Genomic DNA, 19,752 nt, shown 5'->3' on the forward strand with positions numbered 1-19,752 from the left:
CTTAAAACTCAATAACCGTAACACTCGGTCTTGAAGTAGCTGCAGCTATTTTAACATAAACAATAGCGTGTTTTGCACTCTTTGGGATCTCTACATTTATATTGTGAACTCCTGATTTTAGCAAGAGTTTATTACTAGATGGTATTTTAACTCTTGTAACCTGAAAATCTTTTGGCAAAGTATTCCAGCTTCTGGTGTCGGCATGTGTTGTTAAGAGTTGAAACGCCGCCGCAGCAAGTCCCAGATAGGGATTATCTCTCTTTGCTTCATACTGTGCGTAGGTTTTAATTGCCGCAGAGAGAAGTGCGCGGGTCAAAATATCGTTATATGTGTAGTTAAACTCAGTGAGTATCACACTCTCCATATCGCCTACTACCGAGGTCTTTGAGAGGCTCTTGCCGTCTGAGAGAACGTTTATGGCCTCGCTTGCGCTTGACCCCCTGCTCATCTGAGGGAGCGCTATGCCCGTGTAGATGACCTTGTTTGATGCCAGATAGATAGGGACGTTTATCTTAAACTCCTTCTTTGAGGCTACCAAACCGTTTTCATATATAACCCAGACATATCTCTCTTTTATAGCTCTGCCTGATAGCGCATACTCAACCATCTCAAAGTCGGACTCTACGGTTTTGTTGTTCGGCACCATTCCGTAGACCTCTTTAAGCAGCGACGATGATTTTGAGTAATCGCCCTCTATGGCAAAATAGAGACCTGCCAGATAGAGCGTAAATGGATTGACAAACTCCGGATATACGGCATACTGCCCAAGAGATGAGTAGTTTTTTGCAATGATGCTCTTCACCTGTTGATTGTTAAGCGTATTCTCAATCGCTTTTGAGCCCTGCTCTCTCTTCTTTTGCTCTATCGCCTCTCTCTGTTTTGCAATAAGCTGGGCATAGGTCTCTTTTGCACGGCGCACTCTGTCTACAGCGCGGTTGAGCTCGACACGCACCTTTTGGGGCTCTTTAAGCGCCATATAATCAAGGGCTTTATATGTATTTACCATAATTGCTTCCGATATGGAGGCTTGGTAATCTCTTGCCGCATCGTTTAACATCACTCCTGTTAAATAGTCACTAGCACTGAGAGTTACAGTCTTTTGATGATGAGACTTTATAATAGCCTCCGCCTCATCTAAAAGCTCTATGCTGCTCTTATACTCCTTGGCAAAAAGGTAGCTGTTCGCGGCTTGCAGAGTTGGAAGAAGATTTGCATCATCGATCTCTGCCGTTTTGCTCTTCTCTTTTATCGATATTTGAGCCGATGCCATATAGTCACCCGCTACAAACTTTTCGTAACTCTGCTTGGAGCTGCCTATATCTACACCTACAGAGTTTGCCAGATTAGCCATACATCCGCCAAAGAACAGAGGCATAGAGAAAAGGAGTGCAGTGAGGAGGAGTTTTATCATGCTGTTTTTATACCTCATCACTCTCAACTATCCAGAGATAAAGCTCACAGCTCTGCGGGTCAAGCCAGATATCTCTGATTTCTGCAGCAAAAGAGCTCTCTGCGCTTCTAATAACGGCGGAGGAGTCAAATATCTCCCCATTTATATCGTCACTTACTATTTTTAAGAGCTCATGTCTGGACTTTATCTGCATCTTTTTATCTCTGATAAGAGTCGATTTTGCAAGGGAGAGTGCAACTCTTTTCTGCTCAGCCAGACTCCTTCCTTCCTCTTTTTCGGCAATTCCCACAGAGCCTAAAACTCCGCCCTGATTTGGTCTAAAAAACCAGACGGGCTTATTCTGAAAAAGTTCGCTCTTTGTATTAATGCTCTCTAAAAGCTCTCTTTGGTAGCATCTGCTCTCTATCAGCTCCTCCTTATCAAAAGGGCGTGTTGTCAAAGCAGGCAGCGGAGTTCTATTTTTTTGGGCACCCAAGCCCACTACTCTCTCAATACTCTCTTGCGGGCTCTCCACCAAGATGTAGAGCTTTCTATTTGAATCAAAAAATGCATCGACCTGATGAGCGTCGCTTAAAAAGAGCTCTGAGAGTGCAACTATTTTATCTTTGTATCTGTTTGATATCTTGTTATTGCCTACACTTGATTGGCTCTGCAGAGATGATGTTATGTATGAGCGTATATTATGCGCCAAAGAGCTCTTTGCCTCGTTTAGGGCAGCCGCTCTTTGTGTATAGACCCCTTGAAAATTGACCTCGCTTGAACCTACCGCCTGAGTCAAAGAGTGCTCATTTACCCATAGCGGCAGCTGCTCTTTTGGCTTTGGCGAAAAAGCACATCCGCTTAGCAAAAAGAGTAATAAGGGCAGAAATATTTTATACAGAAGGCTTCTCATCTACTCATCTCTATAGAGCGTACCTTTGGCGACCTCTCTATCATCTTCATCTAGCAGCATAAAGAGCGACTGGGTATCGCTTACCTTTTTAAGTTCGACAATAAGCAGGTCCGTGCATCTCTCATCCCCGTAACTCAGCTTCTGTTTGAACCTTACTTTAGTTGGCTCTTTTTTTTGGATGATAAGCTCACCGCCGCAGTTTGAAGCGATATAGTTTATGGTGGCTTCTCCAGAAGAGGTTATCTTTATGAGCACATCGCTGCTGCTTCCCTCACTTCTCATGATAAACCCGCTCCAGATACCGTAAAAACCGCGTCTGATCTGAGATATCTTCTCATCTGAAGCATCTATATCAAACTCTTTGACAGGAGAATATTTGGCTCTGTTTTTGAGATCTTCATCCGTTGCGTATGCCTCGATGCTTACTACGATGTCTCCAAAGTTCTCGCCGTTTCTAAACTTTGGCTCTCCCTTTATGCGCACCAGACCGCCTGATCGTTCGCGAACCACATCATCCATGACCTTACCGCCTACCATCACCGTCTCAGATATAAGAACTTCTCCGTATATCTCTTTTGCCGCCGCCTTTTTTGCCTCATCAAGAGCTATCTCTTTTACCTCTAAAAAGCTCTTGTCGGGATATAGCATCTGATTTATCGTAACACTCTTTACAACGCTTTTGTCCGCAAAAGCCAAAGATAGAAAAAACGCAGCTATTATTAAAAAGTATCTCACTTCTCTTCCCTTTTTTTTAAAATTTTAAATCATTCTAGTTAAAAAAGATTTAACTCCATATTAACTTCTTTGCACTTTTAAGCGAAGTTACTTTTTTTGTCTCAATCTCGGATATGACCTTCTCATACCTCTTTGCATCTTTTAAGACCAGCATTATCATAAGCTCATCGACTGTTTTTGCATCTTCTACTTTTTGTCTGAACTCTTCATCACTATTTAGTTTTCTAGCTCCTTTTTTAAACTCTATCTTTGCGACTAAAAATCCCGCCGCAAATGCCAGCAAATAGTAGATGTAGCTAATATCAAACTCAAAGCTCTCTTTTGGCTCCTCATCCAGAAGCTCCTCTTTGCTAAATCCAGCCTCAACGCTGACATCTGTTGTATCAATAGAGAGACTCCTCACTCTCTGCTCTTGCAGGTCAAAGTATGGTATCTCTATCTTTGGGATAGTAAACTCTCTCTCTGATACAAAAGCGAACTTCTGGCTCCACTCTCCGTGCAAACCATCCTCTTTAAGGACATAATCTTTAACGACCTCACCCGCAAACACTTTTACGCCCTCTATATTGAACTCTATGGGCTTTATAGCGTCGAAATTTCCGACTCCCTTGATAAACACCTCAATATGATAAGGCTCGTAAGCTTTTACTTTAGGCTCTCGCTTCTTCTCTTGGATGCTAAAATTTCCGACAAGAGAAGTGTTTGTCTCTTTAACGGTTACTTTTAAGACCTTTTGCGCAAAGGACTCTTTTGTAAAGTCCTCTTTTTGTACGTTGTCTCTGCCCAAAACGGTGTTTTCGATCGACTCTTTTGTGGTCTTTTTCATAACGGCTTCAAATGCGAACTCTATCTCGAGCGCCTCTTTTGCAAATGCAACGAACTCGTAGCTGTTTACCCTTTTGCCATCTACTATATGCTCGCTCTGGCTTAGGTTTTGAAGAGTGAACTTCTCATACTCGCCCGATGGATTAAACTCAATGGTGTAGAGCTCAGAAGCGTCGCTGAAACTGCAAACATACTTTAGATGGATCGCTTCGTGCAGATATGCGCTCGTTTTGTTAGCACTAGCACTCCATGTATATGTAGAAGCAGCAAGAGAGAGGTTTAAAAAAATAAAAACTATTAAAAAAATTCTACCAAGGCTTTTTCTCATCTACACTCCTCTTGTTTATAAGTTCATACTGTTTTGAGCTGAGCTTTGCTTTGCCGCCGTTTAGGTTCACTTGGTTTTGTGACTCTGTCTTTTTGCCTTTGTCATCACTCCCGCTGCCCGCTTGTGCGCTTACTTTCATATTTGAGCCACCGCCCTCTTTGGGCTTCTTGGTCTGCTCTTTTTTAGCTAACGCTGATCTATCCTTGCTCTGCTGCTGCCCCGTGTTCATCTCTTTCTTCTCGCCCGCATCACGGATATACTCAAGATTTTCATCCGCCTCTTTTGAGTAGCTAAGCGTTAAGGACTTTATGTAAGCTTCTCTCGCCTTTTCAAACTGCTGAAGTCTGACAAAAGTGTTTGCAATATTGTAGTAGATTATTGATTTTATCTCACTGTCGGCGGACTTTACCATCTCAAAGTTCTGCAGCGCCTTTTCATACTCGCCGCTTCTGTAAAGCTCTGTAGCTTTGTTGAAAAACTCCATATTCTGGCTTGCGCTCAGATGCACGCCAAAGAGAAGCATAAATGCGACTACGTATCTCTTTAGAGTGGTAACGCTTACTAAAAAAGTGATGATGGCAAGAGCTATAAAGTAGTAGAAAAGTTCCAAATTTCTCATAATGGTCGTCTTGGACTCTTTATCCTCTTCTCTCTGCTCTTCAAGCGCATCAAGAAGTTCGTCAAGATCTTTTGTATAGACTCCACCGCTGACATCGCATATCTCTTTGGATGCGCTGTTCTCGCGGCTTACCACAATATCGCCAAGTTCATCTTTTAAAAGTTCGCCACTCTTCTCTCTTATTGTAGAACCGGTTGCAGATGCCGTCATAAAGATATTTACAACTAAAGAGTTCTCCTTTGCAAATGCCGCTTCCGCCTCGTAATCAAGCTCATCACCGCCGTCGGTAAAGAGAACGACCGTAGCCTTTTTTGAGGCGGACATCTTTCTTGCTAATTTAAGTGCCGACATAATGGAGCTGCCCTGTGTGATAATAAACTTCTCATCAAGCGAGCCAAAAAGGTGAAGCAGAAGCTCTCTATCCTCGGTCAGAGGGGAGAGGATAACCGCGTTTGTAGTAAATCCAAGAACTCCGAATCTGCTCTTTTGCCTTGATTCGACCAGCTTTTTAAGCATCTCTTTTGCATAATCAAGTCTTGTCGGCTCCAAGTCGCTTCCCTGCATGGAGAATGAGAGATCTACCCCGATGATTACGTCGCTTAACATCTGTTTTGACTCAATGGGCTCTTGCTCTATAACCGGTCTTGCAAGAGCCGTAACAATAAATATAAACGTCAAAATATAGCCATACATGCCAACTCTGAACTCTCTTATATCTCTCTTTATAAAAAGAGGTACTATCAGGAGCAGAAGCCAGAGATACTCTGGATAGAGCAGAGTCATCTTCTCGCCTCCCTGTAGAGTAAAAAGAGCAAAATTGAAGATGCTAAAAGTAGAGCCGCCCAGTAGTAGTAATCTTTGAGGAGATACTCTCTGCTCTTTATCTTTGAAGATTCAAGCTCATCTATCTTCTCATAGATCTCTTTGAGTTTTTTTGCTGACTCCGCATAAAAAAAGTCGCCGCCGCTCTCGCTCGCTATCTTTTGCAAAAGCGCCTCATCAGCTTCGCCTCTGTTTCCCATGCCTATGGTGTATATCTTTATATCCTGCTCTTTTGCAAGATCTATCGCATCTTTTGGGGAGATCTCTCCGCTGTTGTGCTCGCCGTCTGTTAGCAGTATGATGATCTTGCTTTTTGCCTTTGAGTGTTTAAATGCCCTCACTCCATAGGCTATACCCTCGCCTATCGCGGTATTTTGACCTGCCATGCCGTGCGAGAGGTAACTTAGCATATCTACTACGATCTCTTTTTCATAAGTTATGGGAGAGGCGATAAAAGCAAAATCTCCAAAAAGCACTACGCCGACATTGTCGCTCTCTCTCTTTTGTATAAAATCAGAGGCGATAACCTTTGCGATCTCAAAGCGGGATAGTCTCTCGCCTTGGCTCACCTCATCCTCCATATCAAAACCAGAAGCGTTCATAGAGCCGCTGCCGTCAATTGAGAGAACAATATCTTTTCCGTGTCTGTTTTGCGGGTTAAATTTATCGACGACTATCGGCGAAGAGAGTGCAATGCAGAGCAGAACAAAGATAAGAACTTTTAAAATGCGCTCAAGTTTTATGAAACTCTTCTTTGAATACAAGAGGTGCAGATGAGGAAAATATCTGGACTTCATAATCTCCCTGCACTTATACATACAGTATAAAATGGGAATTAAAAGCAGAATAAAATATGCATATTCAAAGCTAAAATAATTCATTGAGTGTATTTTAACTAAAAATTTTCAAATTTCAACTCTTTTTTCTTGACAACTGATTTTGATTTGTCTATAATTCGCGTCCACAAACAATAGGTTTGAGGCACAAACAAGTCTTGTTAGCTCAGCTGGTAGAGCACGTCACTTTTAATGATGTGGCCGATGGTTCGAATCCATCACAGGACACCATTTCTAAAGATATTTAGTGGCCCCGTCGTCTAGCGGTCAGGATCCATGGTTTTCATCCATGTTACAGGAGTTCGATTCTCCTCGGGGTCACCACTTTATCAACTACTCTTAATCAACTCAACTCTTTATTTAACTTTTTATTTCTATAGTAATATAACACTTTTATATCCAACTAATAAATTGTCTTTATAATGTCTTTAAGAATTAACGCTATAATTACATAACAAAAATTACCAATAACAGAATAGGCTTTTATGAATAAAGAAATTATAAAATATCTGCTTCTTTTTATCTCTCTTAGCACAGTGGCTCTTCTAATCTCCTACTATCAGATAAAAAACCACGAACAAGAGGTTTTAAAACAAGAAAAAGAGATGCTCTCTATAACCTACAACACAATTACGAAAGCCTACAAAACCCACTCTGAGATAATATTTGACACAAAAATAAATGTGCCGGAAGTCCACGCTTTAATGAAAAAAGCAAACAGCACGGATATAGGAGAGAAAAACAGCGCACGCGGAGAGCTCTACTCGCTTCTAATTGATAGCTACAACTCTATGAAGATATTTAAGATAAAACAGCTCCACTTCCATCTGCCAAATAACGAGAGTTTTCTAAGATTTCACAGAGTGGAGAAGTTTGGAGACTCTTTAGAGGGCATAAGAGATACGGTCGCTTATGTAAACAGATACAAGGAGCCTGTATCTGGTTTTGAAGAGGGGAGGATATATAACGGATATAGATATATCTACCCGATAGTCGACAGAGAACAGCACTACGGAAGCGTGGAGATCTCGGTCTCTATGCATGAGATAGTAAAGCATTTGAAAGATGAGGCTATTGCAGATGTCGAGTTTATAATCAGAAAAGACATAGTTGAAAAAAAGGTCTTTGAGAATGAAAAAAGTAACTACGTACAAAGCAAAATAAACAACAACTATCTTTACGAGAGAGTTATCTCAAAAGATGGGAACAAACTTATAGAAAAAGTTGCTGCAAAACATTCAGATTTGGATGAGAAGATATTAAGCGGCAAAGGTTTTAACTTTTTTACATGCTTGGATAACAGGTTTTATATAACCACTTTTATACCCGTCTTTAACAAATACTCAAATCAACAGGTCGCTTACATAGTCGTAAACCGCTCAAACCCATCTATTGAGTATATGTTTAAAAAAGACAGGGTTATAAACGCTGTTATTATTATTCTCCTTGCCCTGCTTACATACTTTTACTACAAAATGAGAAAAAAGCATGAAGTATTTGAAAAAAACAACAAGACATTAAACGAGATACAGCACATAGCAAAGCTCGGTTCATGGGAACTTGACGCAAAAACAAACAAGCTTGAGTGGAGTGATGAAGTATATAATATATTTAATCTCAAGCCTCAATCATTTGAACCTACATATAAAGCTTTTTTTGACTATGTTCATCCTGATGATAAAGAGAAACTAGAAGATGAATTCAAAAAATCTATAGAGACAAAAAGCGTATATCAAGTTCAACACAGAATAATAAAAGCTGATGGCTCCATAGCGTACCTAAACGAATCCGCCTACCACACATATAATGAAAAAGGCAAGCATATCTACTCGATCGGAACCGTTCATGACGTCACGCATATTATCGCTTACGAAGAGAAAATCTTACATATACAAAATGAGCTCCAATCAATCGTAGATCATATTCCAGATGTCATATTCAGGTCTAAAACGGACAAAGAGATGACCATGCTCTTTATAAACAGCGCCATTGATAAGATCGCGGGGTATAAAGCCCAAGGTTTTATCTTGAACAGAGTAAGAAACTATAGAGACCTGATCCATCCGGATGATAGAGAAGTGGTTGAGTCAAATATCCAAGAGGCGATCAATAATAAGAGTGAATACTCCATAGAGTACAGAATTATAAACTCGCTAAGAGATGTGGTTTGGGTCAAAGAGAGTGCCGAAATAAGCATTGGTGAAGATGGGGCATATAACCTTGAGGGCATTATAACCGACATCACCCATCAAAAAGACACTATGGATAAGCTTCGCAAATTTATAGATATTCAAGACAACATAGTTATTTTGACAGACTCTAAAAAAATACTCTTTGCCAATCAGAAATTTTTCGATTTCTTCGGTTACAAAGATCTAGATGAGTTTTCAAAAGAACACCACTGCATATGTGAACTCTTTGTAGAGGATGAGACATTCTTTCACATAGGTAAAATGCTTCCAAAAGAGGAGCACTGGATAAGAAGTCTGCTAAATCTCTCAGGCAGAGAGAGAATAGTATCGATGATAAACAGAGATAAGAACTCTCATGCCTTTTCGGTCTCCATCAACAACTATGACCCGCAGACATACGTAGTAAACTTCAGCGATATAAGCGATACTATGTTTGAAAAGCTCCAACTTAAACAAAAGGCTATAAGAGATCAGCTCACAGGTGCCTACAACAGAACATTCTTTGACTCGTCAGTGCAGAGCATAATCAATAATAATGAGAAGCAAAACGGCAAGACAGGGATCATACTATTTGATATTGACCACTTTAAAGATGTAAACGACAACTACGGCCATGCTGCAGGCGATGAAGTCTTAAAAGCGCTTGTAGAGCTCGTAGAACGTTTTACAAGAAAAGAGGACAAGCTTATCAGATGGGGCGGTGAGGAGTTTATAGTAATTATGTATGCCAAAACCATAGGGGATATTGCAAGACAGGCGGAGCACTTAAGATTTGTCATACAAAACCACAAGTTTGACCATCTGCCTACCATCACCTGCAGTTTTGGAGTCGCACTTCATGAACATGACGATAAGATCGAAGAGAGCATAAAGAGAGCAGACGAGAAGCTATATGAAGCAAAAAGAGGCGGCAGAAACCAAGTAAGGTCTTAGCCTCTTCTTTTTTTTTAGTTCACGCACTCTATCTGTATGGTCGTATGCGCTATGGTAAACTCATCTTCTAAAAATCCACTCACATCATTAATGGTCTTGCTGTAGAGCTCTTCATCTTTTTTATCTAGGATAATGTGACACGTAAAGTAGTAGTAGTTATGCGAGATCTCCCAGCAGTGGATATCGTGAACATCTACAATATAATCAAACTCCTTTAAAATCGCACTTTTGATAGTTTGGGTATTGTGCGGCGAGCCCTCCAAAAGAACATGCACAGAGTCTTTTAAGAGGCTTTTTGCCCACTTAGCAATCACAAGAGCTACGACTAGAGCCAAAATGGTATCGAGTAGATAAAAGTTAGTGTAGTAGATAATTACTGCTCCCACAATAATTGCCGCCGAAGAGAGGGTGTCTGCCAACATATGAAAAAATGCAGCTCTAATGTTTATATTGTCATGATTTGCTCTAAGTAGAATAAGCCCCGTAATGATATTTACCGCCAAACCCAAAGCAGCTATCATAATGGTAGCAGATGCAAGTATCTCCTCTGGATGCAGAAGTCTTAAAACAGCCTCATAGAGTATCCACAATACGGAGAGGGCTATCGTCAAACCGTTTATAAAAGCTGCTAATACTTCAGCTCTAAAGTATCCAAACGACTTCTCGTCATCGATCTCTTTGGTAGCGATAAGAATCGCAAACAGCGATAACCCAAGTGCGAATGCGTGAGTGAACATATGTATGGCATCACTTATAAGAGCAAGCGAATTGACATAGATACCGCCTACTATCTCAACTATCATAACAACGAAAGTTATGGCAAAAGAGATTGTTAAAAGCTTTTTATCTTTTGTGGTGCTATGATCGTGCGTATGTCCGTGTTCAGACTCTTTTTTCTTCCGTGAAATTGGGTGATGATGGTGATTGTCGTTATATTTGCATACCACTGTATTTGTTTCCTGTTTTTAAAGTATATCGTCAATTCAAGCTATATTCTATCGGTATTGTAAGAGTTATATTGCTCCCGGGTTTTGGAAATTTCCCCGAGAGCTCCTCTATGGTTTTTAGTGCCGCACGGCTTAAAATATCACTACTTGAGTCTATGGCCTCAAGGTTACTCACTTTTCCATCTGAGCATAAAGTAAACTTCACACTCACTCTGCCCGTAATATTTCTCTTTCTTGCCGCCATAGGGTAGTAGAGATTCTCTCTTATAAGTTGGCTTATCATTTGCGTGTTAATTTTGAGATACTCATCTGTTGCGTCTACCTCTCTGCTCTGCTCACTCTTTGGCTCTATTGCCTCTTTTTTTGGTTCTATATCTACTTTTTTGGGCGTACTTATAGCAACCTCTTGAACCTTTTCTTGCTCCACCTCAACAACCTTTTCTTCTTCTTTTGGCTCTTCAAGAACTTCGCTCTTTTGTATCTCCTGTGCTTTAGGCAGAGCTTTTTCTATGGCTATCTCTTTTTTAGGGGGTTTTGGTTTTGGTTCAGGCTTTGGTTTTGGAGCTTCTACTATCTTCTTTTGCACTTTTGGCTCAATTGGCTTTTTTTCGCTTACTGCTTCTTGTTCGTAATTTACATTACAGAGTTTAATGCATAGAGACTCCTCTGTATACTCATCTTTGGTCTCTGAGTAGCTGCTCCATGCAAAAAATGCACTAAAGAGCAGAATCAGATGAATGACAATAGAGATAAAAAAGGAGCTGGAGTGTCTAATCATAAAAGAGATAGTAACAAAAAGATTGTTACTACTTTGTTAAATATGTATTATATCGCACTTTTAAATTCCGGATATGACTCGACCCCGCACTCGTTAATATCCATACCGACAAGCTGCGCCTCATCACTCGCTCTGAATTTTGAGAATTTATTGATGAGAAATAAAACAGTATAGGAGACACTAAAAGCAAAAACTCCTATGACAACGACCCCTTTTAGCTGCGATACAAAAGAGACGTCCTTGACAAAAATTCCTACCGCCAAAGTTCCCCATATACCGTTTACCAAATGCACAGAGAGCGCTCCAACGGGGTCATCAAGACGAAGTTTATCAAAAATAGGAACTGCAAAAACAACCAAAGCTCCACCAATCGCTCCTACTATAATAGGTGTGTACATATTGTAGAGATCGGGTGCAGCCGTCACTGCAACAAGACCGCCAAGAGCACCGTTTAGTATCATCGTAATATCAAGAAGTTTATATCTGATATGCATCAGTATCCCTGCTATGATAGCACCGCTAAGTCCTGCACTGTTTGTATTCATAATAGTCTTTGCCACAAGATTTGCACTCTCAACGCTAGATATTGAACCGACACTCCCGCCGTTAAACCCAAACCACCCTATCCAAAGAAGAAGCGCACCTAACACAACAAGCGGGATGTTTGATGCCGGGATAACTCTGATCCTGCCATCGACATAACGCCCACGTCTCGCACCAATAACAAGAATAGCAGCCAAAAGAGCCCATCCACCCGTAGAGTGTATAACGGTTGAGCCTGCAAGGTCATACATATCAATATCCAGCATAGTTCCAGCGAGTATATCCGCACCCCAGCTTAAATTTACTGCCAGAGGGTATATGACGGCTCCCATAATAACGGTAAAAATTGCCAAAGGGATTATACGTACACGCTCGCTCACACCGCCGCTCATAATGTTCACGGTTTTACCGACAAACGCCATCTGGAACATAAAAACAGCCCAAATACTGCTGTTTAAGCTATCCCAGCTTCCAAACGCAATCTTATACCCGACAAGCAAAAATGCCAAAGATGCGACCGCATATATCATTACGTTTATAGTAAGAACTGCCGAGACGTTTTTGGTACGAACCAAGCCCGCTTCAAGCATTGCAAAACCGGGAACCATAAAGATGATAAGTGTCATTGTAAAGAGTGTAAAGAAGGTATCGAGGATATATTTAAGATCTGTCTCTAACATATAAAATCCTTTAAAAAATTAAAAGAAATTATATCTTAGAAACTTTGCATATTTTTATTTAACTGATTAATTTTTAATCAATTAACAAATAGAAAAGGAACGGGCTCCTCTTCTGTAGTTTAATAAAATTAATTATATCTGCCGCTCTATGCGGCTAGCTTTTCTAAAGAAACTTCGTTTTGTGCCACAACGACACTTCTAATTCTCGAAAAACTTGTTTTTCGTAGCTTTAGGGGGTTGGAAGGGACTTTAGTCCCTCCCGCTAAAACGGACTTGTTCGTTTTAGCGTGTAACGTTAGTTTATATAGCTTCGCTATCAGACTCTCCAGTACGAATACGGATAATTTTTTCAACATCGGTAACAAATATCTTACCGTCTCCGATCTTTCCTGTTCTAGCAGCTTCAACGATCGTGTTGGTTACCTGCTCTACGCTGTCGTCATCAACAACCATCTCCATCTTTATCTTTGGAAGAAAATCTACTACATACTCCGCACCGCGATAAAGTTCGCTATGCCCTTTTTGGCGTCCGTAACCTTTTACTTCGCTTACCGTCATACCGGTAATACCTATCTCGGCCAATGCATCTTTTACATCTTCTAGCTTAAAAGGCTTTATAACAGCTTCTACTTTTTTCATAATGTATCTCCAAATTAAGTTTAAAATTGTAACCATTTTTATGGTTTTAAGCAACTGCTATTTAAACATAGCGTTGCAATTATAGATTTAGTGCTTTTTCTCCGTGAACAGTCTCATCAAGTCCTCTGTTCTCACTATCATAATCGACTCTTCCGCCGCCTGTAAGCATCGAAGCTAAAAAGTAAACAGCCGCAGTTGCTATAGCACTGTAGACGATAGTCAAACCGATCGCTTGAAATTGACTTACCAGCTGAGAAGCCATATCGTAAGCCTCAGGCATCGCATAAGGAGCAATAAAGATTGCCGTAGCGATCGATCCCCAGATACCTACTAAACCGTGAATCCAAAAAGCATCCAACGAGTCATCCACTTTAAACATATTTTTTAGTTTTGCAACAGCAAAAAATCCTAATATACCACCGACCAAACCGATGATTATAGCACCCTCAACTCCCGCACTTCCTGAAGCAGGAGTAATTGCAACAAGACCTGCAACCGCACCTGAAGCCCCACCTACGATCGTAGCCTTTTTATAAACGAACCACTCAGCAATTATCCATCCTATAACACCCAGTGCAGCAGCAACGTTTGTTACCAAGAATGCAGATGCCGCAACACCGTCAGCAGCTAACTCTGAGCCAGCGTTAAAACCGAACCATCCGAACCATAGGAGTGCTGCACCAAGTGCCACTAATACAGGAGAGAAAGGTTTGATCGCAACTTTGCCGTAATCTCTTCTTCTACCAAGTATCAGAGCTACGACCAGACCTGCAACACCTGCATTTAAGTGAACAACAGTTCCTCCTGCAAAGTCCATCTCTCCAAAGTTTAGAGTCTCTCCACCGCCCCATGCCCAGTGTGTGATAGGTGCATAGACAACTATGATCCAAAGTGCTGCAAATAGTATATATGTAGAGAACTTTACACGCTCTATCATAGATCCGCTGGCAATCGCAACCGCAATAGCCGCGAATGTTCCCTGAAATGCGACAAAAAGAAGTTCAGGAATAGTTCCGCTTAGAGTCTCGGATGTAATTCCCGATAAAAGCAGCTTACCGCTTCCTATAATATCTCCCTCGCCAAAAGCAATAGAGTAACCGACTAAAACCCATACCAATGTACCGATCGCATAAGCTCCCAAGCTCATACCTATAGTGTTTAACACATTCTTAGAACGAGTTAAACCACCGTAGAAGAGTGCCAATCCTGCAGGAGTCATAAGCATAACAAATGCAGTAGCAACCAACATCCATGCCGTATCACCGCTGCTTAACGCATCTTCCGCAAACACAAAAGACGGTATAGCCAACATACTAAACAAAAACCTCTTCATTTTTCAATCCTTTTTTTTAATCTGCCAAATTATATACCATCCAAAATCACAATATGACAAAAAACTGCTTATTTTTTAATCACTTGACACTTTTTTGACAAATTTCCCAAAAAACACAGATTTAAGTTAGCTTTAAATTTTATAGTTATATAGTTTTAACTTATGCATAAATTAGATTTATTCATAATATTTCTTTATAATTAAGGGGTTTTCATGATGAAAGCTAGAATTACGGCAAAGAGAATCATCTCGATGGTTGGTTTATCACTAATGTGTGCTACGGCAGCGGAGGCAACACCTGCGTTTGCTAGACAAATGGATGCAGATTGTATGTCTTGTCACTTTCAAAACATGCCAAAGCTGAATGCTTTCGGTAGAGATTTTAAGATGTCGGGCTTTACGATGACAAGCGGTAAAGAGATGAAGAGTGAGCCAAACGGCGGTTTAGGTCTGCCAGAGACTCTAAACATGGCTTTTGTTATAAAAGCTCGTGTTCTTGACAGTGAAAACAAGTACGCTAAAACAGAGATTTTTGATGAATCTGCTTTCATCTTCGGCGGTAAAATAGCTGACAATGTAGGTACATCTATGGAGTTCGCTGAGGGCTTAATTGGGGGCAAGGTAACATTTGCTACTGAAGCTCTTGGTGGAAGAGTAGGTGCAACTTACCACATGACTGATGCGCTTGGTGCATTTGCGGGAACGGAGATATATACTACGGGTCTATACAGACCGGTTCGCCAGTTTGAGAATCGTAAAAAAACAAACATCTTCCAAAACCTAGGTATCGGAGATGGTGAAGCTACCGGTGCTCAGGTTTACTATAGAGCAAATGGCTTCTATGCAACAGTAGGTGGGTATGTTCCTATGTTTGCAGCAAGTGCTGAGACTGGAACAGACTCTTTTAAAGCTTTGGCAAGAGCTGCATATGAGTTTAATATAGGTAGTTCAACAATCGCTCTAGGCGGATACTATATTGGCGGAAATTCTGGGCAAGAACTTACTGACAGACTGCTAGATGGTACTGGCGAGCCTCTAAGTGATCTTGTTCACGGTCTAGATACGGATGCTTTGGATAGAGAGTCTGCTGGTATTGACCTCCAAGTAGAGAGCGCTATTGCTGATATGTCACTAATGCTAACTGGTGGTTATGTATTTAAGAATGACTATAGCTCTTATTATGACCCTAATGGCAACTTTCTTACATCTACTACTGCAATAAAGAGAGAGAGAACTGGTTACCATTTAGATCTTCAGATCAATCCGGTAGAGAGATTTGGCGCTAAAATAGCTATCTTAGGCTATAACGACGAACTAATAGCTAATAATGACTACACTGTATACTCTCTTGGTTTAGAGTATAACATGAGACAAAACGTCCGTTTTTGTGTAGAGTATTCAAACACTTCACATGATAGTCCTACAAACACTTTAGAAGGCGATGAATTCTTGTTTATGTCTATGATTTCATTCTAATTTTATTAGAAACATCAACTTCTATCTCTCCTAGAACCATTTATATCGTAAAAACAACTGCTATAAAGCAGTTGTTTGCGGTAACACCTCTTGCTCCTTTATACGTTTTGCAACGCATTTGCACACTGCTTTAAACTTCTAAAAAAGTTTCTTCTATTTACGCAACTCTTAAGCGACAATAAGGTACCATCTATAGAATTTATTTTTCAATATTATAAAGATTAGGTGTTATATATGGGCAACTTGTTAAACAACGATAATATACAGAGCATAAACATTGAAGAGACTCTTCAAAGCAGCTATCTTGATTACTCTATGAGTGTAATCGTCGGTCGTGCACTTCCTGACGTGCGTGACGGACTCAAGCCGGTTCACAGAAGAATCCTTTACGCGATGGATAAACTGAGTCTTTCTCACGGAGCGAAGTTTAAAAAATCTGCGCGTATCGTCGGTGACGTTATCGGTCAGTACCACCCGCACGGTGATACTGCGGTATACGATGCTCTAGTTCGTATGGCTCAAGACTTCTCTATGAGAATGGAGCTGGTTGACGGTCAAGGTAACTTCGGTTCAGTTGACGGCGACAGCGCGGCGGCTATGCGTTATACAGAAGCTAGAATGACGAAATATGCAGGCGAACTTCTAAAAGATCTTGAAAAGAACACGGTCAATATGATCGACAACTACGACGGCACGACAGTTGAACCTGACGTTATGCCTACACGCGTACCCAACATTCTTATTAACGGCTCTTCAGGTATTGCCGTAGGTATGGCGACAAACATCCCTCCTCACAATCCAAAAGAGGTAATGATGGGTCTTAAAGCACTTTTGGCAGACCCTAATATTGAACTCTATGAACTTATGGAACACATCAAAGCTCCGGATTTTCCTACAGGCGGAACGATCTTCGGTAAAAAAGGGATCATGGATGCTTATGAGACAGGTCGCGGGCGCATAAAAGTTCGTGCTAAGACTCATATAGAGAAAAAAGGGAACAAAGACGTTATCGTCATTGATGAGCTCCCTTATCAGGTAAATAAAGCACGCCTTATCGAGAGCATAGCAAATCTTGTAAAAGATAAGATGATAGAGGGTGTCTCAGAGATTCGTGATGAGTCAGACCGTGACGGTATCCGTGTTGTTATAGAGCTTAAAAAAGATGCGATGAGCGAAATCGTTCTAAACAACCTATTCAAGCAGACAAGCATGCAGACCACTTTTGGTATCATCATGCTATCTATCTTAAATCAAGAACCAAGAATATTCGGCATTATCGACATACTAAAACACTTTATCAATCACCGTAAAACTATTATTATCCGCCGTACTATATTTGATCTTGAAAAAGCAAAAGCAAGAGCTCACATCTTAGAGGGATTGAAAAAAGCGATAGAGATTATTGAAGATGTAATAAGAGTTATTAGAGCATCTAAAAGTGAGGAAGAAGCAAAAGAGAATCTCGTAAGTGAATTTGACTTTAGTGAGATACAAGCATCTAGCATTGTTGCAATGAGACTAGGTCGCCTAACCGGTCTAGAGATAGAAAAAATTGAAAACGAATTGCAAGAGCTTATCAAATTGATAGATTACTTAGAGTCTATCTTAAAGAGCGAAGAGGTTCTGCATGGGATCATTGACCAAGAGTTTGACGAGATCCTTGCTACCTACACAGATGAGAGAAGAACCGACATCGAAGATGACTATGACGATATCGACATAGAGGACCTTATCCCTAATGAGCCTATGGTCGTAACGATCACTCATAGAGGCTACATCAAAAGAGTTCCTCTTGCACAGTATGAGAAGCAAAAAAGAGGCGGAAAAGGCAAGATCGCGCTTACTACTTATGAAGATGACTTTATAGAGAGATTCTTTACATGTAATACGCACGACACGCTTCTATTTGTTACAGACCGCGGACAACTCCACTGGCTAAAAGTTTACAAGATACCTGAGGGAAGCAGAACTGCAAAAGGAAAAGCGGTCGTTAACCTGCTTAATCTTGTAGCAGAAGAGCAGATTCAGTCTATCAACCCGACAACTGACTTCAGCGATGAGAAATCACTTGTGTTCTTCACCAAAAAAGGTGTTGTCAAGAGAACCAACTTAAGCGAATTCTCAAACATCAGAAGCAACGGTGTAAGAGCTATAAGCCTTGACGATGACGACTCTATCATCACAGCAAAAATTGCAGACAAGAGCATTAAGTACCTGTTTATTATGACTAAACTTGCACAGTGTATCAAGTTTGATATTGAAAAAACACGTGATCAAGGTAGAAATACAAGAGGTGTAAGAGGTATCAAGTTCAAGCACGATTCTGATGAAGTGGTCGATGCAAATATAATCGCAAACGACGAAGAGGAGATCTTGGTTGTGAGCGAAAAAGGTATCGGTAAACGTACCGATGCAGGCGAATACCGTTTGACAAACAGAGGCGGAAGCGGAGTCATTGCTATGAAAATGACTGCAAAAACAGGTAAGCATGTTGTCGGATGCCTTATGGTTGATGAGAGCATGGATATGATGGCACTCACCAAAGAGGGCAAAATGATAAGAGTAGATATGCAAACTATCTCTAAATCAAGCAGAAATACAAGCGGTGTATATATAGTAAAAGGCGACGATGTTATAAGTGTCTCGCGTTGTCCAAAACAGCCTATTGAAGATGAAGATGACGAAGAGCAAGACAACTCTCTGCTTGACTCAAACGAATTGGAATAATTATTGCTACCGATGGAGCATAAAAACCATGTCAAGGGAAAGACAATGAAATATTCTATACTAGTCGTAATGCTTTTTAGTGTTTCAACACTTTTAGGAGCAGACAAAGTTCAGACTGTAGATACTACTGTAATTGAGCAGACAAATGCCGAGCTTGCTAAAGTAAGAGCTGAAGTTGCAGCGGCAAAAGAAGAAGCCGCTCAAGCAACGGCTCAGGCAAATGAAGCAAAAAAAGAGAGCAAAAGAGTTGCAGAAGAGCTGGAAGTTGCCAAAGCCGAGAGAGAAGAGGAGCTAGCTGCCGCTGCAGCTAAAGAAAAGGTTCTAAAAAAGAACCGAACTATGCATATATCAGTTGTCGGACAGGGTGTAGCTCCTATGAATACATCATCTCCTGCTCAAGCTTACGCACTTGCAAAAAGAGCGGCTATTGCTGACGCGTATAGAGCTATTGCAGAAAAAGTCAAAGGTGTTCGTATCGATGGACAAGATACCATTAAAAACATGATGGTTCAAAGATCAACTGTGCGTACTTACGTTCAAGCTATGGTAAGAAATGCAGACATCGTTGAGACCACTTTTAAAGAGGGCTTATGCGAAGTAGAGATGGAAATCTTAATTTCTCACGCAGACTTTGCTCAGTAGTTATCCTCTTTAGCTCGCTCGCACTAAGTGCGAGCGAGTACCTTATCTCTTACAAATATATAGTAAAAGACGCAACTCTCTACAACGAAACCCTACTTATCTCTAAAGCCATGACAAAATGCGAAGGCACTCCCCAAGATGAGTTTATGTTGATGAACAGAGATGCAGACAATTTAAAAAAACTTATATCACAAAACTCGCAAGAGTTTATAGAGTATATTCATAAACTCGGTATGCACGTTAACCACGACGAAAAAACAATAAATATGCAAAACAGCTACACAACGGTACTGACACTTAAGACGACTTGTTTCAAAGTCGACTTTAATGATAATTTCGCTACAATCGCACCTTTAAAATAAGGGTGCCAAAACACTCAAATCCCAAGGCTTTT

The 19,752-nt window shown here is 40.7% G+C and carries 16 protein-coding genes and 2 tRNA genes; 7 read left to right on the forward strand and 11 right to left on the reverse strand.

Annotated elements, in window-relative coordinates:
* Position 1: 1 nt before the first annotated feature.
* The 6 genes from FCU45_RS06915 to FCU45_RS06940 are packed head-to-tail and all read right to left on the reverse strand — an operon-like array spanning position 2 to position 6,429.
* The gene (locus FCU45_RS06915) at positions 2–1,411 is read right to left on the reverse strand and encodes a COG3014 family protein (RefSeq protein ID WP_137013679.1); all 1,410 of its coding nucleotides are present in this window, start codon (positions 1,409–1,411) and stop codon (positions 2–4) included.
* A gap of 7 nt (positions 1,412–1,418) precedes the next feature.
* Positions 1,419–2,303 carry a hypothetical protein gene (locus tag FCU45_RS06920; RefSeq protein WP_137013681.1) on the reverse strand — a complete coding sequence of 295 codons (885 nt, stop codon included), beginning with the start codon at positions 2,301–2,303 and terminating at the stop codon, positions 1,419–1,421.
* Positions 2,304–3,038: a hypothetical protein gene (locus FCU45_RS06925; RefSeq protein WP_137013683.1), complete on the reverse strand. Its 735-nt coding sequence runs from the start codon at positions 3,036–3,038 to the stop codon at positions 2,304–2,306.
* A gap of 49 nt (positions 3,039–3,087) precedes the next feature.
* Complete coding sequence (locus tag FCU45_RS06930) at positions 3,088–4,191, reverse strand: BatD family protein (RefSeq protein WP_137013685.1); 1,104 nt, start codon at positions 4,189–4,191, stop codon at positions 3,088–3,090.
* Positions 4,172–5,593 carry a VWA domain-containing protein gene (locus FCU45_RS06935; RefSeq protein WP_137013687.1) on the reverse strand — a complete coding sequence of 474 codons (1,422 nt, stop codon included), beginning with the start codon at positions 5,591–5,593 and terminating at the stop codon, positions 4,172–4,174. The genes FCU45_RS06930 and FCU45_RS06935 overlap by 20 nt, the downstream gene beginning before the upstream one ends.
* Positions 5,590–6,429 (reverse strand): VWA domain-containing protein, encoded by an 840-nt coding sequence (locus tag FCU45_RS06940; protein ID WP_137013688.1) that lies wholly within the window; start codon positions 6,427–6,429, stop codon positions 5,590–5,592. The genes FCU45_RS06935 and FCU45_RS06940 overlap by 4 nt, the downstream gene beginning before the upstream one ends.
* 194 nt (positions 6,430–6,623) lie before the next feature.
* Between FCU45_RS06940 and FCU45_RS06945 the strand changes: the two genes are divergently transcribed.
* The 3 genes from FCU45_RS06945 to FCU45_RS06955 all read left to right on the forward strand — a co-directional run bounded on the left by FCU45_RS06945 (position 6,624) and on the right by FCU45_RS06955 (position 9,593).
* Positions 6,624–6,699, forward strand: a tRNA-Lys gene (locus FCU45_RS06945).
* 18 nt (positions 6,700–6,717) lie between these two features.
* Positions 6,718–6,792 (forward strand) — tRNA-Glu (locus FCU45_RS06950).
* Positions 6,793–6,953: 161 nt separating this feature from the next.
* Positions 6,954–9,593: a diguanylate cyclase gene (locus FCU45_RS06955; RefSeq protein WP_137013690.1), complete on the forward strand. Its 2,640-nt coding sequence runs from the start codon at positions 6,954–6,956 to the stop codon at positions 9,591–9,593.
* Positions 9,594–9,607: 14 nt separating this feature from the next.
* Here the strand turns inward: FCU45_RS06955 and FCU45_RS06960 are convergent, their stop codons facing one another.
* The 5 genes from FCU45_RS06960 to FCU45_RS06980 form a co-directional block, all read right to left on the reverse strand.
* Complete coding sequence (locus FCU45_RS06960; RefSeq protein WP_137013692.1) at positions 9,608–10,540, reverse strand: cation diffusion facilitator family transporter; 933 nt, start codon at positions 10,538–10,540, stop codon at positions 9,608–9,610.
* Between the two features lie 31 nt (positions 10,541–10,571).
* Entirely contained in the window at positions 10,572–11,318 is a 747-nt protein-coding gene (locus FCU45_RS06965) for an energy transducer TonB (protein WP_137013694.1), read from the reverse strand.
* 47 nt (positions 11,319–11,365) lie between these two features.
* The gene (locus FCU45_RS06970) at positions 11,366–12,541 is read right to left on the reverse strand and encodes an ammonium transporter (RefSeq protein ID WP_137013696.1); all 1,176 of its coding nucleotides are present in this window, start codon (positions 12,539–12,541) and stop codon (positions 11,366–11,368) included.
* Between the two features lie 300 nt (positions 12,542–12,841).
* On the reverse strand, positions 12,842–13,180 hold the full coding sequence (locus tag FCU45_RS06975) for a P-II family nitrogen regulator (RefSeq protein WP_137013698.1): 339 nt from the start codon (positions 13,178–13,180) through the stop codon (positions 12,842–12,844).
* Positions 13,181–13,259: 79 nt separating this feature from the next.
* Positions 13,260–14,513 (reverse strand): ammonium transporter, encoded by a 1,254-nt coding sequence (locus FCU45_RS06980; protein ID WP_137013700.1) that lies wholly within the window; start codon positions 14,511–14,513, stop codon positions 13,260–13,262.
* A gap of 213 nt (positions 14,514–14,726) precedes the next feature.
* Between FCU45_RS06980 and FCU45_RS06985 the strand changes: the two genes are divergently transcribed.
* The 4 genes from FCU45_RS06985 (at position 14,727) to FCU45_RS07000 (ending at position 19,720) form a co-directional block, all read left to right on the forward strand.
* Positions 14,727–15,989, forward strand: a complete 1,263-nt coding sequence (locus FCU45_RS06985) for a hypothetical protein (RefSeq protein ID WP_137013702.1) — start codon at positions 14,727–14,729, stop codon at positions 15,987–15,989.
* A 234-nt stretch (positions 15,990–16,223) separates the two neighbouring features.
* Positions 16,224–18,716 carry a DNA gyrase subunit A gene (gene gyrA / locus FCU45_RS06990; RefSeq protein WP_137013704.1) on the forward strand — a complete coding sequence of 831 codons (2,493 nt, stop codon included), beginning with the start codon at positions 16,224–16,226 and terminating at the stop codon, positions 18,714–18,716.
* Between the two features lie 45 nt (positions 18,717–18,761).
* Entirely contained in the window at positions 18,762–19,358 is a 597-nt protein-coding gene (locus tag FCU45_RS06995; protein ID WP_137013706.1) for an LPP20 family lipoprotein, read from the forward strand.
* Positions 19,307–19,720: a hypothetical protein gene (locus tag FCU45_RS07000; protein ID WP_246032266.1), complete on the forward strand. Its 414-nt coding sequence runs from the start codon at positions 19,307–19,309 to the stop codon at positions 19,718–19,720. The genes FCU45_RS06995 and FCU45_RS07000 overlap by 52 nt, the downstream gene beginning before the upstream one ends.
* The last annotated feature ends 32 nt before the right edge of the window (positions 19,721–19,752 follow it).

The organism is Sulfurimonas crateris, assembly GCF_005217605.1.
Lineage (GTDB): Bacteria > Campylobacterota > Campylobacteria > Campylobacterales > Sulfurimonadaceae > Sulfurimonas > Sulfurimonas crateris.

Bases quoted from the DNA above. Each gene is read 5' to 3' on its own strand.
- FCU45_RS06940 (WP_137013688.1), bottom strand. From the start codon at position 6,429: ATGAAGTCCAGATATTTTCCTCATCTGCACCTCTTGTATTCAAAGAAG.
- FCU45_RS06965 (WP_137013694.1), bottom strand. From the start codon at position 11,318: ATGATTAGACACTCCAGCTCCTTTTTTATCTCTATTGTCATTCATCTG.
- FCU45_RS06970 (WP_137013696.1), bottom strand. From the start codon at position 12,541: ATGTTAGAGACAGATCTTAAATATATCCTCGATACCTTCTTTACACTC.
- FCU45_RS06935 (WP_137013687.1), bottom strand. From the start codon at position 5,593: ATGACTCTGCTCTATCCAGAGTATCTCTGGCTTCTGCTCCTGATAGTA.
- FCU45_RS06920 (WP_137013681.1), bottom strand. From the start codon at position 2,303: ATGAGAAGCCTTCTGTATAAAATATTTCTGCCCTTATTACTCTTTTTG.
- FCU45_RS07000 (WP_246032266.1), top strand. From the start codon at position 19,307: ATGCGAAGTAGAGATGGAAATCTTAATTTCTCACGCAGACTTTGCTCA.
- gyrA (WP_137013704.1), top strand. From the start codon at position 16,224: ATGGGCAACTTGTTAAACAACGATAATATACAGAGCATAAACATTGAA.
- FCU45_RS06955 (WP_137013690.1), top strand. From the start codon at position 6,954: ATGAATAAAGAAATTATAAAATATCTGCTTCTTTTTATCTCTCTTAGC.
- FCU45_RS06985 (WP_137013702.1), top strand. From the start codon at position 14,727: ATGATGAAAGCTAGAATTACGGCAAAGAGAATCATCTCGATGGTTGGT.
- FCU45_RS06980 (WP_137013700.1), bottom strand. From the start codon at position 14,513: ATGAAGAGGTTTTTGTTTAGTATGTTGGCTATACCGTCTTTTGTGTTT.
- FCU45_RS06975 (WP_137013698.1), bottom strand. From the start codon at position 13,180: ATGAAAAAAGTAGAAGCTGTTATAAAGCCTTTTAAGCTAGAAGATGTA.
- FCU45_RS06930 (WP_137013685.1), bottom strand. From the start codon at position 4,191: ATGAGAAAAAGCCTTGGTAGAATTTTTTTAATAGTTTTTATTTTTTTA.
- FCU45_RS06995 (WP_137013706.1), top strand. From the start codon at position 18,762: ATGAAATATTCTATACTAGTCGTAATGCTTTTTAGTGTTTCAACACTT.
- FCU45_RS06915 (WP_137013679.1), bottom strand. From the start codon at position 1,411: ATGATAAAACTCCTCCTCACTGCACTCCTTTTCTCTATGCCTCTGTTC.